Below are 19,594 nucleotides of genomic sequence, written 5' to 3'. Positions count from 1 at the left end.
ACAGGTACAGCGTTACCCCCTGAAACCTGTACGGATTCAATACCCCTCCTTCGCTGAAAAGCCCTTCCCTGCGTCTATCCCTCAAACCTTGAGTGCAAAAAAGTATCGATCAAAGTGCGATGGATGATTTGTCTCGCCCTCGATTGAAGGATGTAATCAGCGCACATTCTTCCTGCCTTCGGAAGACACAAAAACAATAACTGTCCTTCTGTAGCCCGCCGGGTGCAGAAAAGGAGTGCACGATGCAACCTTCGGTAAAAGCTCTGCTTGCCCTCACCTGCATGACCCTGAGCAGCGTCAGCCTTGGCGCCCAGACCCTGACCATCGCCACCGTCAACAACAGCGACATGATCCGCATGCAAAAGCTCTCGAAAACCTTCGAGGCCGAGCATCCGGACATCAAGCTCAATTGGGTGGTCCTCGAAGAAAACGTCCTGCGCCAGCGCCTGACCACCGATATCGCCACCCAAGGCGGGCAATTCGATGTGCTGACCATTGGCATGTACGAAGCCGCACTCTGGGGCGCCAAGGGCTGGCTGGAGCCGATGAAGGATTTGCCGGCTGGGTATGCCCTCGACGACGTGTTTGCGTCGGTGCGCGAAGGCCTGTCTGTCAAAGGTCAGCTGTACGCCCTGCCGTTCTACGCCGAAAGCTCGATCACCTATTACCGCACCGACCTGTTCAAGGCCGCCGGCTTGACCATGCCCGAGCGCCCGACCTGGGAGCAGATCGGTGAATTCGCCGCCAAACTGAACAAACCCGAACAGGAACAGTACGGCATCTGCCTGCGGGGCAAGGCCGGCTGGGGCGAGAACATCGCGCTGATCAGCACCGTGGCCAACGCCTATGGCGCGCGCTGGTTCGATGAAAAGTGGCAGCCTGAATTCAACGGTCCCGAATGGAAAAACGCGCTGAACTTCTATGTCGACACCATGAAGAAATCCGGCCCGCCGGGGGCGTCGAGCAACGGTTTCAATGAAAATCTGGCGCTGTTCAATAGTGGCAAATGCGCGATCTGGGTCGATGCCAGCGTCGCCGGCTCGTTCGTCACCGACAAGTCCCAGAGCAAGGTCACCGATCACGTCGGCTTTACCTATGCGCCGCATCAGGTCACTGACAAGGGCTCGGCCTGGTTGTATTCCTGGGCGCTGGCCATTCCGACCAGTTCCAAGGCCAAGGACGCAGCGAAAACCTTCAGCGCCTGGGCTACGTCCAAAGAATACGGCGCACTGGTCGCGGAAAAAGACGGCATCGCCAACGTGCCGCCAGGTACCCGAGCCTCGACCTACAGCGAGGCGTACATGAGTGCCGCCCCGTTCGCCAGGGTCACGCTGGAATCGCTCAAGGCCGCGGACCCGAGCAAGCCGGGCGCCAGACCTGTGCCGTACATCGGCATCCAGTTGGTGACCATTCCCGAGTTCCAGGGCATCGGCACCCAGGTCGGCAAATCCTTCTCGGCGGCGCTGATCGGCCAGACCACGGTCGACCAGGCGTTGGCGGCAGCCCAGCAAACCACCGAGCGCGAGATGAAGCGCGCGGGTTATCCCAAGTAACCGGCAGTAGCCTGCCCCTGTTCCCTGTGGGAGCGAGCTTGCTCGCGATGAGTCCATGACATTCAACAGTGATGTCGGCTGACAGATTGGTATCGCGAGCAAGCTCGCTCCCACAGTTGATATTCATTGCCTGTACCCATTCGGTTTAACACCATGAATACATCAACTGCAAAAGCTCACATGGACATTGTCCAGCCGCAGCGCAAAAGCCGCGTGGCCAATCCCGGCTGGTTTCTGGTCAGCCCTTCGGTGGCATTGCTGCTGTTGTGGATGATCGTACCGCTGGGTATGACCGTCTACTTCTCAACGATTCGCTACAACTTGCTCAACCCCGGCGAGAACGAGTTCGTCGGCCTGGAAAACTTCACCTACTTCCTCACCGACTCCGGCTTTGTGCCCGGCGCCACCAACACTCTGCTGCTGGTGGGCAGCGTGCTGCTGATCAGTGTGGTATTGGGCGTGCTGATCAGTGCATTGCTGGAGGCCAGTGAGTTTTTCGGTCGCGGCCTCGTACGAGTGATGCTGATCTCGCCGTTTTTCATCATGCCCACGGTGGGCGCACTGATCTGGAAGAACCTGATTTTCCATCCGGTGTCGGGGATTCTCGCCTACGTCTGGAAGCTGTTCGGCGCGCAGCCCGTGGACTGGCTGGCGCACTACCCGCTGCTGTCGATCATCATCATTGTCTCGTGGCAATGGCTGCCCTTCGCGATCCTGATCCTGATGATCGCCATGCAGTCCCTCGACCAGGAACAAAAAGAAGCCGCGCGTCTGGACGGTGCCGGGCCCATCGCGATTTTCTGGCACCTGACCTTGCCACACCTGGCGCGGCCGATTGCGGTGGTGGTGATGATCGAAACCATCTTCCTGCTCTCAGTGTTCGCCGAAATCTTCACCACCACCAACGGCGGCCCCGGCTACGCCTCGACCAACCTCGCCTACCTGATCTACAACCAGGCGCTGGTGCAGTTCGATGTCGGCATGGCCTCGGCGGGCGGCCTGATCGCCGTGGTCATCGCCAATATCGCCGCGATCATCCTGGTGCGGATGATCGGCAAAAACCTGACCGACAAAGCCTGAGGCCTGCCATGACTCTTCAACAATCCCGTCGCCTGCAAAGCCTGCTGCTCGGTACGCTGGCCTGGGCCATCGCGATCCTGATCTTCTTTCCGATCTTCTGGATGGTACTGACCAGTTTCAAGACCGAGATCGATGCCTTCGCCACGCCACCGCAGTTCATCTTCATGCCGACGCTGGAGAACTACCTGCACATCAACGAGCGCAGCGACTACTTAAGTTTCGCCTGGAACTCGGTGGTGATCTCCTTCAGCGCCACCGCGCTGTGCCTGCTGATCGCGGTACCGGCGGCCTACTCCATGGCGTTCTACGAAACCCGGCGTACCAGAGGCACGCTGCTGTGGATGCTCTCCACCAAGATGCTGCCGCCAGTGGGCGTGCTGATGCCGATCTATCTGCTGGCCAAGAGTTTAGGCCTGCTCGATACGCGGATCGCGCTGATCGTCATCTACACGCTGATCAACCTGCCGATCGTGGTGTGGATGATTTACACCTACTTCAAGGACATCCCGAGGGACATCCTCGAAGCCGCGCGGCTGGACGGCGCAACGCTGGCTCAGGAGATGCTCCGGGTGTTGCTGCCCATCGCCAAGGGCGGCCTGGCATCCACGGTGCTGCTGTCGTTGATCCTGTGCTGGAACGAGGCGTTCTGGTCGCTGAACCTGACCTCGTCGAAAGCCGCGCCACTGACCGCATTGATCGCCTCGTACTCAAGCCCCGAAGGGCTGTTCTGGGCCAAATTGTCGGCCGTCTCGACCCTGGCCTGTGCGCCGATCCTGATCTTCGGCTGGATCAGCCAGAAACAACTGGTGCGCGGCCTGTCGTTCGGCGCCGTGAAATGAACACCGCTAACCGAATGCGACTCCTGTGGGAGCGAGCTTGCTCGCGATAGCGGTGGGTCAGTCAGCATCAATGCCGACGGATACACCCTCATCGCGAGCAAGCTCGCTCCCACAAAAAAGCCCACCTGGTTCAACTGAATAAAAACAAACGGAGGCCCACCACCATGGCCAACCTGAGAATCAAGAATCTGCAAAAAGGCTTCGAAGGCTTTTCCATCATCAAGGGCATCGACCTGGAAGTGAATGACAAGGAGTTCGTGGTTTTCGTCGGCCCGTCGGGCTGCGGCAAATCCACGCTGCTGCGGCTGATCGCCGGGCTGGAGGAAGTCAGCGGCGGTACCATCGAACTCGACGGCCGCGACATCACCGAAGTGAGCCCGGCCAAGCGTGATCTGGCGATGGTGTTCCAGACCTACGCCCTGTACCCGCACATGAGTGTGCGCAAGAACATGTCGTTCGCCCTCGACCTGGCCGGCGTGGCGAAAGCCGAAGTAGAGAAGAAGGTCAGTGAAGCGGCGCGCATCCTCGAACTGGGGCCGATGCTGGAGCGCAAACCCAAGCAACTGTCCGGCGGCCAGCGCCAGCGCGTGGCGATTGGCCGGGCCATCGTGCGCAACCCGAAAATCTTCCTGTTCGACGAGCCGTTGTCCAACCTCGATGCCGCCTTGCGGGTGCAGATGCGCCTGGAACTGTTGCGCCTGCACAAAGAACTGCAAGCCACGATGATCTACGTGACTCACGATCAGGTCGAAGCGATGACCATGGCCGACAAAGTGGTCGTACTCAATGGCGGCAAGATCGAGCAAGTCGGCTCGCCGCTGGATCTCTATCACCAGCCGGCCAACCTGTTCGTCGCCGGTTTCCTTGGTACACCGAAGATGGGCCTGCTCAAGGGTAAGGTCACCCGTGTCGACAGCCAGGGCTGTGAAGTGCAACTCGACGCGGGAACCCGCGTCAGCCTGCCCTTGGGCGGCAGGCATCTGAGCGTCGGGAGTGCGGTGACGCTGGGCATTCGCCCAGAGCACCTGGAACTGGCCAAACCCGGCGACTGCACCTTGCAGGTCACCGCCGACGTCAGCGAGCGCCTGGGCAGCGACACCTTCTGCCACGTCCGGACGGCATCTGGCGAAGCCCTGACCATGCGCGTTCGCGGAGATCTGGCCAGCCGCTACGGTGAAACCCTGAGCCTGCATCTGGATGCGCAACACTGCCATTTATTCGATGCCGACGGTGTGGCGTTGACCCGCCCGTTGCGCGTTGCTGCCTGATTTCAGAGAGCCTGCGATGAAATTGAACCAACTCAACCTCAACCGCCTCGCCCCTGAAGTGGTCCTGCCCGCCTACGCCCTGGGCGAGACCCGTCAGGGTATCGCGCACATCGGGGTCGGCGGTTTCCACCGTGCCCATCAGGCGTACTACACCGACGCCTTGATGAATACCGGCGAAGGCCTGGACTGGGCCATCTGCGGTGTCGGCCTGCGCGCTGAAGACCGTCGCGCCCGCGACGATCTCAAGGATCAGGATTATCTGTTCACCCTGTTCGAACTCGGCGATAGCGACGACACCGAAGTGCGGGTGATCGGCGCCCTTCGTGACATGCTGCTGGCCGAGGACAGTGCCCAGGCATTGATCGACAAGCTGGCCAGCCCCGAGATCCGCATCGTCTCGCTGACCATCACCGAAGGCGGGTACTGCATCGACGACAGCACCGGCGAGTTCATGGCGCACTTGCCGCAAATCCAGCATGACCTGGCGCACCCTGGCGCACCGAAAACCGTGTTCGGCTTCCTGTGTGCCGCACTGGCCAAACGCCGCGCCGCTGGCACAGCGGCCTTCACCCTGATGTCCTGCGATAACCTGCCGCACAACGGCGCCGTCACCCGCAAGGCCCTGCTGGCCTTTGCCGCCTTGCACGACAGCCACTTGCGCGACTGGATCGACGCCAACGTCAGTTTCCCCAACGCCATGGTCGACCGCATTACACCGATGACCAGCACCCTCCATCGCCTGCAACTGGCGGACCGGCACGCCGTGGACGATGCCTGGCCGGTGGTCTGCGAACCCTTCGCGCAATGGGTGCTGGAAGACAGGTTCGTCAACGGTCGTCCGGCTTGGGAAAAAGTCGGCGTGCAATTCACCGACGACGTCACGCCCTACGAAGAAATGAAGATCAAGCTGCTCAACGGCAGTCATCTGGCGCTGACGTACCTGGGATTCCTGAAGGGTTACCGCTTCGTCCACGAAACCATGAATGACCCGCTGTTCGTGCGCTACATACGCGCCTACATGGACCTGGACGTGACGCCGCAGCTGCCGGCGGTGCCGGGAATCGACTTGACCGAGTACAAGAACACCCTGGTGGCGCGGTTCTCCAATCAGGCGATTGCCGATCAACTTGAACGGGTGTGTTCGGACGGCTCGTCGAAGTTTCCGAAATTCACCGTACCGACCATCAACCGCTTGATCGCCGATGGCTGCGAGACCCGGCGCGCAGCGTTGGTGGTGGCGGCGTGGGCGCTGTATCTCAAAGGCGTGGATGAACAGGGCGAGAACTACACGATTGCGGATCCGCGGGCGGCGTTCTGTCAGGCGCTGGTAGCCGATGATGTGCTGATTACCCAGCGCTTGCTGGCGGTCGAGGAGATTTTTGGTACGGCCATTGCGCGCTCGCCGGAGTTTGTCGCGGCGTTTGAGTGGTGCTGCACCAGTTTGCGCGAGGTTGGGGTGTCGCGGACGTTGGAACGGGTGCTGACGTAAGTCCTGCGGCGGCCTGACAGGCACCGGGGATACTGAATCCAGACTTGTATCTAGCTGACGACCAGGAATACTGCATGACAACCCGACAACTCTTCCTCGGCATCGACTGCGGAACCCAAGGCACCAAAGCCATCATCCTCGACACGGCCAATGGTGAAGTGCTTGGCCAGGGATCCGCCAGCCACAGCCTGATCAGCGGCCCCAATGGCCGCCGCGAACAAGACACCCAGCAGTGGCTGGACGCCTTCGCCAGCGCCACCCGCCGCGCCTTGCTCGCGGCCAGTGTCGATGGCCAGTCGATCCTCGGCGTCGGCGTGTCCGGCCAGCAACATGGCCTGGTGCTGCTCGACGATCAGGGCAAGGTGTTGCGTGCGGCTAAACTCTGGTGCGACACAGAAACCACCCCGGAGAATGACCGACTGCTGGCCCATCTGGGTGGAAAAAAGGGTTCGCTGAAACGCCTGGGCGTAGTCATCGCGCCAGGCTACACCCTGTCCAAGCTGTTATGGACCAAAGAGCAGCATCCCGAAGTGTTCTCCCGGATCGCCCGCATCCTGCTGCCTCACGACTACCTCAACCATTGGCTCACTGGCCGCAGTTGCAGCGAGTACGGCGATGCCTCGGGCACCGGGTATTTCAATGTGCGTACGCGCCAGTGGGATAGACAATTGTTGCGTGACATCGACCCCAGCGGGCGCCTGCAAGCGGCGCTGCCGGAACTGATCGCCCCCCACCAGGCGGTCGGCACGATTCTGCCAGGCATCGCCGAGTTTCTGGGCATAAACCCTCGGGCACTGGTGTCCAGTGGCGGAGGCGACAACATGATGGGCGCCATCGGCACCGGCAACATCCAGCCTGGTGCAATCACCATGAGCCTCGGTTCGTCAGGCACGGTGTACGCCTATGCCGATCAGCCGAATGTCGCCACGGATGTCGCAGTTGCCACGTTCTGTTCCTCCAGTGGCGGCTGGCTGCCTTTGATCTGCACCATGAACCTGACCAATGCCACCAGCCTGATTCGCGAGCTGCTGGACCTCGACATCGATCAATTCAACGACCTCGTTGCCCAGGCGCCAATCGGTGCCGACGGTGTGTGCATGCTACCGTTCTTCAATGGCGAACGTGTGCCCGCCCTGCCCCATGCCAGCGCCAGCCTGTCGGGCCTGACCATGACCAACCTGACCCGGGCCAACCTGTGCCGCGCGGTGGTCGAAGGCACGACGTTCGGTTTGCGTTACGGACTGGACCTGCTACGCCGCAATGGCTTACAAAGCCGCAGCATTCGGCTGATTGGGGGCGGGTCAAAAAGTGCGGTCTGGCGGCAAATCGTCGCCGACACCATGAATACACCGGTGATCTGCACCGAACAAAGCGAGGCCGCAGCCTTGGGGGCGGCGATTCAGGCGGCCTGGTGCGTATCCCGGGCGAGCGGGCACGAAGAAAGCCTGGCGCAATTGTGCGAGCGCTGCGTAAAACTCGACCCGGCCACTGAAACCCTGCCGGTCGCCGACAATGTGCAAGCCTGTCAGCAGGCGTATGAACGCTATCAACAGCATGTCGCAACCCTTTGAAGAGTGAACAACTATGTACCTGGTGTGTGGCGAAGCGCTGTTCGATTTTTTCAGTGAAAACGACGCCAGTGGGCTGGCGTCCAAAGTGAACTTCAAGGCCATTGCCGGTGGCTCGCCGTTCAACGTGGCGGTGGGCTTGTGCCGCTTGGGCGTGGACGCGGCGCTGTTGGCCGGGTTGTCCACCGACTACCTGGGCCGGCGCTTGTTGCAAGTGTTGCAAGATGAAGGCGTGCGCCAGGAATTCCTGGTGGATTTTGCCGCGCCGACCACCCTGGCGATGGTCGCCGTGGGCGCCAATGGCTCGCCGCAGTACAGCTTCCGTGGCGAAGGTTGCGCGGATCGACAATTGCAACCGGAGCACCTGCCGACACTCGGGCCTGAGGTACGCGGCCTGCATATCGGCTCGTTTTCCCTGGTGGTGCAGCCGATTGCCGACACGCTATTGGCATTGGTGCGCCGGGAAAGTGGCAAGCGCCTGATCAGCCTCGATCCGAACGTGCGCCTGAATCCGGAGCCGGACATTGAACTGTGGCGTGAACGGATCGCGACACTGGTGGAACTGGCCGACCTGATCAAGGTCAGCGACGAGGACCTGCATCTGCTGTACCCCGACCAGGACCCGGCGCAGGTGATCGAGGTCTGGTTGCAGCACCGCTGTCAGTTGGTATTCCTGACCCGGGGCGGCGAAGGCGCGACCGTATTCAGTCGGGCACATGGTTCGTGGTCCACACCCGCCTCTACGGTAAAAATCGCCGACACCGTGGGCGCAGGCGATACCTTTCAGGCGGCGCTGATTACCTGGTTGACCGAACACCAGCTGGATTCGGTAGAGGGTGTGAAGCAACTTGGTCGCGAGCAGATCGACCGCATGCTGAAGTTCGCGGTGCGGGCGGCGGCGCTGACTTGCAGCAAGACCGGACCGGATTTGCCTTATCGCAAGCAACTGGATTTAAGCTGAATTCGAGGGTCTCTTCGCGAGCAGGCTCGCTCCTGCAGGGTTGCGGGTCGTTCACAACATTTGTGTCGACGCTCGGGCATTGTGGGAACTTGCTCGCGATGACTTTCTATCAGGCGCCCGATGGTCTTAACTGATACACAGGATCGCGCATCCGCGACAGGCGGTGTTCAACCGGGTTAACCGTCGCTTAACCGTGCGATCCAACACTTCACTGGACCGCACGCCCTCAGACTGTTCTGACGCCCAGTGCGGCAAGTTCGACAAGCGACACATCGAACTGACATTCCGTCCGCACCGGAGATCGCTGATGAACACTCGCACCCTGCTGGTTACCGCCGCCCTCACCTGCACCGCGTTTGCCGGCCTGGCTCAGGCCAATGAAACCACGACCTCTCAAGCCGTGCCCTATCACTACGGCATGCCATTGCATGTCAGCAAAGTGATTTCACTGACTGAGCCGGACACCCTGGAGTGCAAGGTGGTAAAGGCCGAGATGAAGTACATTGATGACACGGGAAAACCCGCAGAAATTTCCTACCGTAAACTTTCCAACGCTTGCGAGAACCAGGGCTGACCGAAAAATCCGATTTGGTACTTGGCAGTATTCCTTTGAGGGTTGCGGCGCTATGCTCTAGCGCCTCCCTCTCTGCCCGCAAGGATTCGCCATGCAGTTGCCGTTTCGCACGCTGTCGTTGTTTTCCGCCGCCCTATGCCTTTTGCTCAGTCTGGTCTGGGGGCTGACACCGCAATGGTTATTGTCGTTCTGGGATATCGAGTTTTCATTCGCGGTGGGATTGGTCGCGCGACGCACCGCCGTGCTGTTTGGGGCGTTGAGCGTGTTCTCTTTTCTGGTTCGCAATGCCCCTCCTTGCGCAACCCGCAATGCGCTGAGTCTCGGCTTCGTCGTCGGCTGCTGGGGATTGGCCGTGCTGGGTTTTGCCGAATGGCTCAACGGCCATGTCGGGCCGGGCATTTTACTGGCGGTCGGGTTTGAACTGGCGCTGGGCCTGGCGTTCTTCCAGACCCGGCGCGTGTCCCTGGAACCCGAAACAGCAGACTAGAGTGCTTTGCCCAGCATAGAGTGCGGTTCGACCTCTACGTGATGCTGCCTGGAACGCAGTTGGGCAATCAGCTCGTTGATTTCCCGACAACCATTGAGCCCGGAAGCATCGATGCCGGTGACCAATAGATCGAGCTGATCGGTTTGCCCGTCTGCATAGACCTTGACGGTCATCGACAGGTCCGGTGACAGCGTGCACTGGCAGCGCTTGGGCAGAAAACTGCTTTCGATGATATTGCGAATTTCCAAGGCAGAAAGAAACATGGCGACTCCCTCCTTTGTGAAACGGCCCGACGATCAATGCTTGCTCATTTGAAATCCCGGCAAGCTTCAAGGGCACCTACAGCATAAAACATACCTTGATTTTCGTGGTGCAGTTCATCGGCACCTCAAGGATTTAGACCAATCACCTTAAACCTGCCATGCGGTTTGCAATGAACGCCCCTGGCGACCCTGCAATGTGCACGCGCAGGATCCCGGGTTTGCATTCACTGCACATGACAGTGAAAATGCCGCCTTCACTTCAAGCAAGGAGGCATCATGAATTCTTTGACCGTTAACGCTTGCACAGCGCTGTTCGCACTGGGGCTTGCCGGCGTGGCGCATGCCGCCAAACTCGAAGACACCGCACCCTATCCGAAGGCTGAAAGCGGGTTCACCCGCCAGGTGATCCACCTCGCGCCTCAGACCCGGGAAAACGACTTCCAGGTCGAGATCCTGGCCGGCAAGACGATGACCGTCGACTGCAACAACCCGCGCCTGGGCGGTATTCTCGAGGAGAAGAACCTTGAGGGTTGGGGCTATCCGTTCTATCGCCTGGAAAAAGTCATCGGGCCGATGAGCACGCTGATGGCCTGCCCGGGCGGCACGAGCAAACAGGGTTTTGTGCCGGTGGTCGGTGACGGTTTTCTGCTGCGTTACAACAGCAAACTGCCGCTTGTGCTGTACGTACCCAAGGACATCGAAGTGCGCTATCGGATCTGGTCGGCGTCGACCAAGGTCGAGAAAGCCATTAAGGAATAATCCTGCCATCGCGCGGACTCTGCGGCGTCCGCTGTCGACCTGCCCAGGCATCATGCCGGGGCGCCACTCAACGCGGCGCGCTCGGCCACGTGCCCCAGACTGTCGAAATTGATGTTGGCACCCGAGTCGATCGCCACCAGGGTCTGCCCCAAGGCTCCGGTCTGCGCGACGTACCTCTTGATCCCGGCCACGGCCAGCGCACCGGAAGGTTCGGTGATCGAGCGGGTATCGTCGTAGATATTCTTGATTGCGGCGCAAAGTTCATCGTTACTGACCGTCACCACGTCATCGACGCAAAACCGGCAGACCTCAAAACCGTAAGCGCCGATCTGCGCCACCGCCACCCCATCGGCGAAGGTGCCGACGCTCGGCAACACGACCCGTTCGCCGGCATGCATCGCCGCTTGCAGACACGCGGAATGTTCCGACTCGACGCCAATGACGCGAACTTCCGGCCGCAAGTATTTGACGTAGGCGGCGATACCCGCGATCAGCCCCCCGCCACCCACCGGCACGAAGATCGCGTCCAGCGGGCCCTGATGCTGGCGCAGGATTTCCATCGCCACCGTGCCCTGCCCCGCGATCACCTCCGGGTCGTCGAAAGGTGAAACAAAGGTGCGACCGGTTTCCCGGGCCAAATCCAGCGCACAGGCCAGTGCGAACGGAAAGCTTTCGCCGTGCAACACCGCATCGGCGCCGCGACTGCGCACGCCGATGACCTTCAACTGCGGCGTCGTGCAGGGCATGACGATGGTGGCGTTGATCCCCAACTCCCGCGCCGCCAGTGCCACGCCCTGCGCATGATTGCCAGCAGAAGCCGTGACCACGCCGCGGGCCTTTTGCACCTCACTCAGTTGCACCAGCTTGTTGTAGGCACCGCGGATCTTGAAAGAAAAGGTCGGCTGCAAGTCTTCGCGCTTGAGCAGGATCTGGTTACCCAAGGCTTCGGACAAGGCCGGTGCCGGTTGCAAAGGCGTGCGCACGGCCAGCTCATAGACCGGTGCGGCAAGGATCTTTTTCACGTAGCCTTCAAGCAAGGCCTGTTGATCGGTTGTGAAACTCATCGTCGTCTCCTGACATTGATCGGGGCCCGGGAGACAGAAAGTAAAAACCCGCCTCGAGGGCGGGTTGGGTGCTGCAGTCGTGAGCTAGCCCGCCAAATGAGGAATGGCGGTAATAATGCTTGGCTGGCAGCGCAATACGGTGGAAGTCATGGCTCGAAATTAGCCGGACGTTGATGGCAAGTCAATGGCAAGTTTTTAGCTGCCTGAGTCAGCCGGCAACTTCAAACCCACCTTGTACAACCCGCCGTTCTCCTCATCGGTCAAAACATACAAGTATCCGTCCGGTCCCTGCCGAACGTCGCGAATGCGTTTTTTCAGCTCCCCGAGCAAGCGCTCCTCGTGGATCACCTTGTCGCCATCGAACTCCAGGCGGATCAGTTCCTGGCTGATCAGCGCGCCGACAAACACGTTGCGCTGCCAGACCTTGAAACGATCGGCATCGTAGAACGCCATGCCACTCAGGCCCGGGGACTTTTCCCAGACATGATTCGGGGCAAGAGTACCTTCGGCGATTTCACCCTTGGCTTCGGGAATCGGTTGACCGGAGTAGTTGATGCCATGGGTCGCCAGCGGCCAGCCGTAATTCTTGCCGCGCTCGATGATGTTGATTTCATCGCCGCCCTGAGGCCCGTGTTCGTTTTCCCACAACGTGCCGTTCCATGGGTTGAGCGCCGCGCCTTGCGGGTTACGCTGCCCGTAGGACCAGATCTCCGGGCGCACGTTGGCCTGGCCGACAAAGGGGTTGTCCTTGGGCACTGTGCCATCCGGGTAGATTCGCACCACTTTGCCTTGCAGCTTGTCGAGGTCCTGTGCGGTCGGGCGGTCGTTGTTTTCCCCCAGGGTCACGAACAGATAGCCGTCGCGATCAAACACCAGCCGCGAGCCAAAATGGTTGCCCACCGAGAGCTTGGGTTCCTGACGCAGGATCACCTGGAAATCCTTGAGCGCTGTCATATCGTCGGAGAGCCGGCCGCGGCCCACCGCCGTGCCGGCTTTGCCGCCCTGACCGCCACCTTCGGCATAGGACAGATAGACCATCCGGTCCTGCTTGAAGTCGGGCGACAGCGCCACGTCGAGCAATCCACCCTGCCCCTTGGCCCAGACCGTTGGTACGCCATTGAGCGGTGCGGACAACTTGCCTTCGGCGGTCACCAGTCGCAGGTTGCCGGGCCGTTCGGTCACCAGCATGCCTTTGCTATCCGGCAGGAATGCCAAGGCCCAGGGGTGCTCCAGCCCCGTCACGATGGGGGTGACCTCAAGGGTGCCATCTTCGCTTTTCATCGTCTGGGCCGGTGCGGCAAGCAGCGGGACAGCGGTGCTGATCAATACGCCAGCACAGAGGGTTGCCAACAGGTTTTTACGCAACATGCAGGATTCCTTTTCTGATGGAAATGAGGTCTGGTGAAAAAATAGAGGGCAGACGCGATGCCTGCCACTCAACGGTTGCTGCTACCGGTGTCTCGAGGAGGTGGGTTGGGAATGAATTTCGGTGGGCTGGCGGGCGCTGTCTGTACGGGGTAGCGATTACCGATGCCACCGTTGTCCAGCGTCGGCGGGCGCGGGACCGGCACGGTATTGGGTCCGCGTATGGCCGGGGTGCCGGGTTGGGTGCCTTGCATGCTGTTGGGATTGGCCCGGCGAATCGGACTGTTGTAAGGGTTGTTGTTGGTGCTGCCAGGCAGGTTCTGGGCCAATTGCAACGAAGCAGAGACGTCGGCCTGGACCCAGGAGCCAAGTACACCACTCAAGGCCAGTGCAATGGTGCCAAACACGTATCGGTTCATGGGGGGCCTCTCTGCGTCCACGTGGATAAGGACTTCGATACCAGGCTACGCCCGAGGTTCGGATTTGTTAACCAAAAACTCCCCCGGCACGATCTGGCGCCCGGTTGATCCGGCGGGGGGAACCGGCGCGCAAACCACAGAAACTTTTGCAAAGGACCGAAGATCACCTGAACATCACTCGCGAGTAGACGACCATGGCACGGGCAATCTGGAAAGGCGCAATCAGCTTCGGACTGGTGCACATCCCCACGGTTTCGACGACAAGACCATGGCCCTGGTGGACAAGAAGGCGCGTGAAGGCAAGACCGAAGCCTTCGCTGGACATCCCTGCCTCTTCGCAAGCAGGCTCGCGAAGCCTTGGTACGCTACACCGAAAAAATCAGATCAGAATGAAGACCGCCAGCAACCCGGTAAAGATCGACCATTTTTGGAGGTAGTAAAGCTTGCGGTTGCGCTTTTTCAGTTCCTTGGCGCGCAGGCGAACCTTGTAGACCTTGCTGAACAGTCGGTTGATCCCGCCGGTGCGGTCTCCGTCCTCGTTCGGTGCTCCTGCCGCCGACATGACAGTTCGGCTGAACCAGCGATTGAATGCCGCTGCCCACCGATACTTCATCGGCCGCTCGACGTCGCAGAACAGGATGATGCGATTGTGTGGCGTGGTGTTCTCTGCGTAATGAATGTAGGTCTCATCGAACATCACCGCTTCGCCATCGCGCCAATGGTAGTTCTGGCCATCGACATTGATGTAGCAACCGTCGGCGTTGGGTGTGTCCAGCCCGAGGTGATAACGGTACGAACCGGCATACGGGTCGCGGTGGCGCACCAGTCTGGAGCCCGGTGGCAACTCGGCGAACATTGCTGCCTTGATCGAGCCGATGCCCTGTACCAGTTCGGTGGTGCGTGGGCAGAGTTTCATGGCCGACGGGTGGCTATCGCCATACCACTTGAGATAGAAGCGCTTCCAGCCGGTCTTGAAAAACGAGTTGAAACCGACATCATCGTATTGGTTCGAACGTTTGATCTCGCCGGCGTGAAGCAAGCTCTGGCCTTCGGCACGAATTTCTTCCCAATGCGCCTGCAGCGGACTCAGGTCGGGAAAATCAGCCGGATCGAGATACGGTTTGTTGGGGATTTTTGAAAACAGATAAAGAAAGCAATTGATCGGCGCGAGGAACGTCGAGTGATCACTCAACTGGCGCCCCAGCTTGTGGCGCACTCGACCACGCAGGTGGACGTACGCTATGGAGAAAATGTAGATAACGGCAATGATCAGTTTCACGGAAATCGTCACAGGTTGGAAATAAACAAACTGCGCCCTTTACCGGCATGCCGGTCCCCGGGTCTCGTGCAGCGACTTAATGCGAAACAACGGCCCCTTGGTGCGATCGGACCGCGCCGATGGTCGGCCTTAAGCTGACGGATGGCATTTTAGCCACAGTTTGTAACCAATAGTTAACCCGCAACTGTGAAAATGTGTACGCAAAAACCGACAAAGCGTTGCACAGGCTTCATCGCCCTATCGTTTAAAGAGCCAGACCAGTACAATCGCCGCCAAACTTTACGCGCCCCCAGGTTGAGAGCGGGAAAATCCCCTTTCAGCGCACGTTGTCTCGGGTCAGGCGCGCCACATGCTGCTGTCCACTTGATGCCAGATGGATCTTCCACTGCCGATCGGGATGAATGTCCCGGGGGCCCAACAGTGGAAACGGGTACTGAACCGGTACTGCCGCAACCCTAGCTACTCTGAATGCTTCGCAGGAAAAACCTTTGATTTCTACAGCTAACATCACGATGCAGTTCGGCGCCAAGCCGCTCTTCGAAAACGTTTCGGTCAAGTTCAACGGTGGCAACCGTTACGGCCTGATCGGCGCCAACGGTTGCGGCAAGTCGACCTTCATGAAGATTCTCGGCGGTGACCTCGAGCCGTCCGGCGGCCAGGTCATGCTGGAACCGAACGTGCGCCTGGGTAAATTGCGCCAGGACCAGTTCGCCTACGAAGAATTCACCGTGATCGACACCGTGATCATGGGTCACGAAGAGCTGTGGAAGGTCAAGGCCGAGCGCGATCGCATCTATTCGCTGCCGGAAATGAGCGAAGCAGACGGCATGGCCGTGGCCGAGCTGGAAACCGAATTCGCCGAAATGGATGGCTACACCGCCGAATCCCGCGCCGGTGAGCTGCTGCTGGGCCTGGGTATTCCACTGGAACAGCATTTCGGTCCGATGTCCGAAGTGGCTCCGGGCTGGAAACTGCGGGTGTTGCTGGCTCAGGCACTATTCTCCGACCCGGAAGTGCTGTTGCTCGACGAACCGACCAACCACCTGGACATCAACACCATTCGCTGGCTGGAATCGATTCTCACCGTGCGTAACAGCACCATGATCATCATTTCCCACGACCGTCACTTCCTCAACAGCGTCTGCACCCACATGGCCGACCTGGACTACGGTGAGCTGCGCCTGTTCCCGGGCAACTACGACGAGTACATGACTGCGGCGACCCAGTCCCGCGAGCAACTGCTGTCGGACAACGCCAAGAAGAAAGCCCAGATCGCCGAACTGCAAACGTTCGTCAGCCGCTTCTCGGCCAACGCCTCGAAAGCCAAGCAGGCCACTTCCCGCGCCAAGCAGATCGACAAGATCCAGCTGGCCGAAGTCAAGCCATCGAGCCGCGTGAGCCCGTTCATCCGCTTCGAACAGACCAAGAAGCTGCACCGCCAGGCCGTGACCATCGAGCAGATGTCAAAGGGCTTCGACGGCAAGACCCTGTTCAAGAACTTCAGCTTCACCGTAGAAGCCGGCGAGCGCGTGGCGATCATCGGCCCGAACGGTATCGGCAAAACCACCCTGCTGCGCACCCTGATGGGCGAACTGACCCCGGACGCCGGTTCCGTGAAGTGGACCGAAAGCGCGGAGCTTGGCTACTACGCCCAGGACCACGCCCACGACTTCGAAGACGACGTCAGCCTGTTCGACTGGATGGGCCAGTGGACTCAGGGTGAGCAGATCATTCGCGGCACACTGGGTCGCATGCTGTTCTCCAACGACGAGATCCTCAAGTCGGTCAAGGTCATCTCCGGTGGTGAGCAAGGCCGCATGCTGTTCGGCAAGCTGATCCTGCAAAAGCCGAACGTACTGGTGATGGACGAACCGACCAACCACCTGGACATGGAATCGATCGAGGCGCTGAACCTGGCGCTGGAAAACTACCCGGGCACGCTGATCTTCGTCAGCCACGACCGTGAGTTCGTATCGTCTCTGGCCACCCGCATCATCGAGTTGAGCCCTAACGGCGTGACCGACTTCAGCGGCACCTACGACGATTACCTGCGTAGCCAGGGTGTGGTGTTCTAAAAACACTTGTAGGAGCGAGCTTGCTCGCGATGGACGACAACAATAACGCGTGCTACCTGAATGACCGCGTTATCCAGACGTTTGTCGCGAGCGGGCTCGCTCCTACAGTAGGGTTGCCCAGGAAATATAGTTAGCCTGCTTTCTTTTATCCCAACGCCGCGCCATGATGCAGGTCTCCCACCGCCGCCCGCGAACGAGCCTTCATGTCTGTGCAGCAAACTGCCCCTCAAAGCTCCACGGCGATCACCCTGCAGATCGTCTCCATCGTTTTCTATACCTTCATCGCCTTCCTCTGCATCGGTTTGCCGATTGCGGTATTGCCGGGTTATGTCCACGAGCAACTCGGGTTCAGCGCCATCGTGGCCGGGCTGACCATCGGCTCGCAATACCTCGCCACCCTGCTCAGCCGGCCCATGGCCGGGCGGATGTCGGACAGCGTTGGCACCAAGCGTGCAATCATCTATGGCTTGGCGGGGATTGTGCTCAGCGGCGTGCTGACCTTGCTGTCGACCCTGTTGCAAGGCTTTCCCTTGCTCAGCCTGCTGATCCTGATCGCCGGGCGCCTGCTACTGGGGATCGCCCAAGGGTTGATCGGTGTCGGCACCATCAGTTGGTGCATGGGCCAGGTGGGCGCCGAGCATACCGCGCGATCGATTTCCTGGAACGGCATCGCGTCCTATGGGGCGATTGCCATTGGCGCACCGCTTGGTGTGGTCATGGTGCAACAACTGGGTTTCGCCAGCCTGGGTATCGCCCTGTCGCTGTTGGCCCTGGTCGCACTGTTGCTGATTCGCAACAAGCCCTCGGTGCCGGTGGTGCGCGGCGAGCGCCTGCCGTTTTGGGCGGTGTTCGGACGCATTGCGCCGTTTGGCGCGAGTTTGAGCCTGGCGTCCATTGGCTACGGCACCCTGACGACCTTTATCACTCTGTACTACGTCAATCGTGGCTGGACCGGCGCGGCCTACTGCCTGACCGTGTTCGGCGTGTGTTTCATTCTGTCGCGGCTGCTGTTCATATCCGCCATCAGTCGGTTTGGCGGGTTCACGTCGGCCATTGCCTGCATGTGCGTTGAGACGGTTGGCCTGGTGCTGTTGTGGCTGGCCCCTTCGACCGGGTATGCGCTCATTGGCGCCGGCCTGACTGGATTTGGCCTGTCCCTGGTGTATCCGGCGCTGGGTGTCGAGGCCATCAAACAGGTGCCCAACTCCAGCCGGGGGGCGGGCTTGAGTGCTTATGCGGTGTTTTTCGATCTGGCGCTGGCGATTGCCGGCCCGTTGATGGGCGCAGTGGCGTTGAACCTGGGATATGCGTGGATTTTCTTCAGTGCGGCGTTGTTGTCGGTGACGGGGCTGGGGCTGACGTTGCTGCTCAAGTGTCGCTCGATGACGTAAGCCTTGGCGCTGACCCTGTGGGAGTGAGCTTGCTCGCGATGGGTCCCTCACATCCAGGATTGATGTAGTCTGACACGCCGCTATCGCGAGCAAGCCCGCTCCCACAGGGTTTTGTGCACATTACTGATCGGCGGTCTGCATTCCGGCCCGGGTCGGCCTGCCCAGGGTACGCGTGAAGAAGCGTCCGGCTTCGGAGATCAGATTGCGATGAATGTCCTGCCGGTCGACGCCATCGGCATCGGTGCACAGCGCAGGCATGATTACGATCTGCTCGTCATTGCACGGCGCCATGAAGACGAAGTGCCCTGCCCCGGCCAGTAACTTGAAGTCGGGCGCGGTCGGCAGTTTGCGCGCCAGCGCCGCAGCGTTCTTGTCGACAGCCACCAGCTTGTCGCCATCGCCGCTGTAAAGCAGCACCGGCACATGCACATCGGCCAGGGTGTGGCGGCCGAACTTCAGGCTCAACGGTGCCATCAGCATCAGGGCGTGGACACGAGGGTCGGCCACCGGTTGCAGGTCGTCGCGGTCGACAATCAATTCGCCCTGGGTGTTACAGGCATCGCGGTCATCAGGGCGCTCCTGGCAGTAACGGCGCAGGCGATCCAGGTCCGGGGTCGCGCCGGACAGGATCAATGCGGTCTCGCCACCGGCCGAATAGCCAATGACCCCCACCTGATCGGCATTGACGAACGGCGACAGCATACGATCGCCCAAGGTCTCGGTAATGGCTTCGGAAATCTGGATCGGCCGGCCGTACAGGTTACTCAAAGTACCGAGTCGGCTGTGGTCCCTGGAGTTGTCACCGGGGTGAATCACCGCCACCACGACAAAGCCTTTGCGCGCCAGTGACGTGGCAAGGTCGTGCAGGGCCAGCGGGGTACCGGTATTTCCGTGGGACAGCATCAGCATCGGGAACCGGCCGATGGCGACCTTGGTGTCCTCCCCGGCTTCGACGGTGTAACCCTCGAGCTTGCTGGTGTGCTCCCGATCACTGGAAGGATAGAAGGCAATGGCGCGCATCGGCTGCAAGTCCAGCGGGTCGAGAAAAGTCATCTCGTGGAAGCCGACGCTCCAGTGAGGATGCGGTGCAGGCGCGGCGTGCACTGTATTCAAGCTGCTGAGCAGGCAAATCAGTAAAGTTGCACAAAGACGCATCATGG

The 19,594-nt window shown here is 60.1% G+C and carries 19 protein-coding genes; 12 read left to right on the top strand and 7 right to left on the bottom strand.

All coding sequences use genetic code 11. The features are described 5' to 3' along the window. Positions 1-242 precede the first annotated feature (242 nt). The 9 genes from AC3WTM_RS25545 to AC3WTM_RS25505 all read left to right on the top strand — a co-directional run bounded on the left by AC3WTM_RS25545 (position 243) and on the right by AC3WTM_RS25505 (position 9,819). Positions 243-1,553 (top strand): ABC transporter substrate-binding protein, encoded by a 1,311-nt coding sequence (locus AC3WTM_RS25545; RefSeq protein ID WP_102671549.1) that lies wholly within the window; start codon positions 243-245, stop codon positions 1,551-1,553. A 180-nt stretch (positions 1,554-1,733) separates the two neighbouring features. Further along, the gene (locus AC3WTM_RS25540) at positions 1,734-2,633 is read left to right on the top strand and encodes a carbohydrate ABC transporter permease (protein ID WP_256586065.1); all 900 of its coding nucleotides are present in this window, start codon (positions 1,734-1,736) and stop codon (positions 2,631-2,633) included. 8 nt (positions 2,634-2,641) lie between these two features. Next, positions 2,642-3,472: a carbohydrate ABC transporter permease gene (locus AC3WTM_RS25535; RefSeq protein ID WP_102671547.1), complete on the top strand. Its 831-nt coding sequence runs from the start codon at positions 2,642-2,644 to the stop codon at positions 3,470-3,472. Positions 3,473-3,636: 164 nt separating this feature from the next. Further along, positions 3,637-4,740 (top strand): ABC transporter ATP-binding protein, encoded by a 1,104-nt coding sequence (locus tag AC3WTM_RS25530; protein ID WP_102671546.1) that lies wholly within the window; start codon positions 3,637-3,639, stop codon positions 4,738-4,740. 16 nt (positions 4,741-4,756) lie between these two features. Next, entirely contained in the window at positions 4,757-6,229 is a 1,473-nt protein-coding gene (locus tag AC3WTM_RS25525) for a mannitol dehydrogenase family protein (RefSeq protein ID WP_102671545.1), read from the top strand. Between the two features lie 74 nt (positions 6,230-6,303). After that, positions 6,304-7,800: a xylulokinase gene (gene xylB / locus AC3WTM_RS25520; RefSeq protein ID WP_102671544.1), complete on the top strand. Its 1,497-nt coding sequence runs from the start codon at positions 6,304-6,306 to the stop codon at positions 7,798-7,800. A 13-nt stretch (positions 7,801-7,813) separates the two neighbouring features. Then, positions 7,814-8,758 (top strand): carbohydrate kinase family protein, encoded by a 945-nt coding sequence (locus tag AC3WTM_RS25515; protein ID WP_102671543.1) that lies wholly within the window; start codon positions 7,814-7,816, stop codon positions 8,756-8,758. Positions 8,759-9,065: 307 nt separating this feature from the next. Further along, positions 9,066-9,332, top strand: a complete 267-nt coding sequence (locus tag AC3WTM_RS25510; protein ID WP_102671542.1) for a DUF2790 domain-containing protein — start codon at positions 9,066-9,068, stop codon at positions 9,330-9,332. A 91-nt stretch (positions 9,333-9,423) separates the two neighbouring features. Next, a complete protein-coding gene (locus AC3WTM_RS25505; RefSeq protein ID WP_102671541.1) occupies positions 9,424-9,819 on the top strand; it encodes a hypothetical protein in 396 nt (131 codons plus the stop codon). Here AC3WTM_RS25505 and AC3WTM_RS25500 read toward each other — a convergent pair. Next, positions 9,816-10,082 carry a DUF1652 domain-containing protein gene (locus tag AC3WTM_RS25500; protein ID WP_057714758.1) on the bottom strand — a complete coding sequence of 89 codons (267 nt, stop codon included), beginning with the start codon at positions 10,080-10,082 and terminating at the stop codon, positions 9,816-9,818. The genes AC3WTM_RS25505 and AC3WTM_RS25500 overlap by 4 nt on opposite strands. Before the next feature lie 276 nt (positions 10,083-10,358). Here AC3WTM_RS25500 and eco point away from each other — a divergent pair, with 276 nt between their 5' ends. Then, positions 10,359-10,841, top strand: coding sequence for a serine protease inhibitor ecotin (gene eco / locus AC3WTM_RS25495; RefSeq protein WP_102671540.1), 483 nt, complete (start codon positions 10,359-10,361; stop codon positions 10,839-10,841). 50 nt (positions 10,842-10,891) lie between these two features. Here eco and ilvA read toward each other — a convergent pair whose 3' ends face one another. From ilvA to lpxO, 5 genes are all read right to left on the bottom strand, one after another. After that, complete coding sequence (ilvA, locus tag AC3WTM_RS25490) at positions 10,892-11,905, bottom strand: threonine ammonia-lyase, biosynthetic (RefSeq protein WP_079246749.1); 1,014 nt, start codon at positions 11,903-11,905, stop codon at positions 10,892-10,894. Positions 11,906-12,100: 195 nt separating this feature from the next. Further along, the gene (locus tag AC3WTM_RS25485) at positions 12,101-13,273 is read right to left on the bottom strand and encodes a PQQ-dependent sugar dehydrogenase (RefSeq protein ID WP_102671539.1); all 1,173 of its coding nucleotides are present in this window, start codon (positions 13,271-13,273) and stop codon (positions 12,101-12,103) included. Positions 13,274-13,341: 68 nt separating this feature from the next. Continuing rightward, positions 13,342-13,689: a hypothetical protein gene (locus tag AC3WTM_RS25480; protein ID WP_102671538.1), complete on the bottom strand. Its 348-nt coding sequence runs from the start codon at positions 13,687-13,689 to the stop codon at positions 13,342-13,344. A gap of 163 nt (positions 13,690-13,852) precedes the next feature. Next, entirely contained in the window at positions 13,853-14,014 is a 162-nt protein-coding gene (locus tag AC3WTM_RS25475) for a hypothetical protein (protein WP_158247456.1), read from the bottom strand. 54 nt (positions 14,015-14,068) lie between these two features. Further along, entirely contained in the window at positions 14,069-14,968 is a 900-nt protein-coding gene (lpxO, locus tag AC3WTM_RS25470; RefSeq protein ID WP_102671537.1) for a lipid A hydroxylase LpxO, read from the bottom strand. Between the two features lie 488 nt (positions 14,969-15,456). On the opposite strand from lpxO, the gene AC3WTM_RS25465 reads away from it, so the two are divergent. Both AC3WTM_RS25465 and AC3WTM_RS25460 read left to right on the top strand, forming a co-directional pair. Continuing rightward, positions 15,457-17,043, top strand: coding sequence for an ABC-F family ATPase (locus AC3WTM_RS25465; RefSeq protein WP_033052720.1), 1,587 nt, complete (start codon positions 15,457-15,459; stop codon positions 17,041-17,043). Between the two features lie 203 nt (positions 17,044-17,246). Further along, the gene (locus tag AC3WTM_RS25460) at positions 17,247-18,434 is read left to right on the top strand and encodes an MFS transporter (RefSeq protein ID WP_102671536.1); all 1,188 of its coding nucleotides are present in this window, start codon (positions 17,247-17,249) and stop codon (positions 18,432-18,434) included. A gap of 120 nt (positions 18,435-18,554) precedes the next feature. On the opposite strand, the gene AC3WTM_RS25455 is transcribed toward AC3WTM_RS25460, so the two are convergent. Beyond that, complete coding sequence (locus AC3WTM_RS25455) at positions 18,555-19,592, bottom strand: alpha/beta hydrolase family protein (RefSeq protein WP_102671535.1); 1,038 nt, start codon at positions 19,590-19,592, stop codon at positions 18,555-18,557. Positions 19,593-19,594 lie beyond the last annotated feature (2 nt).

This window comes from Pseudomonas sp. EU05-FHT14B02, from assembly GCF_058791055.1.
This window is presented reverse-complemented; position numbering and strand designations above follow the sequence as displayed.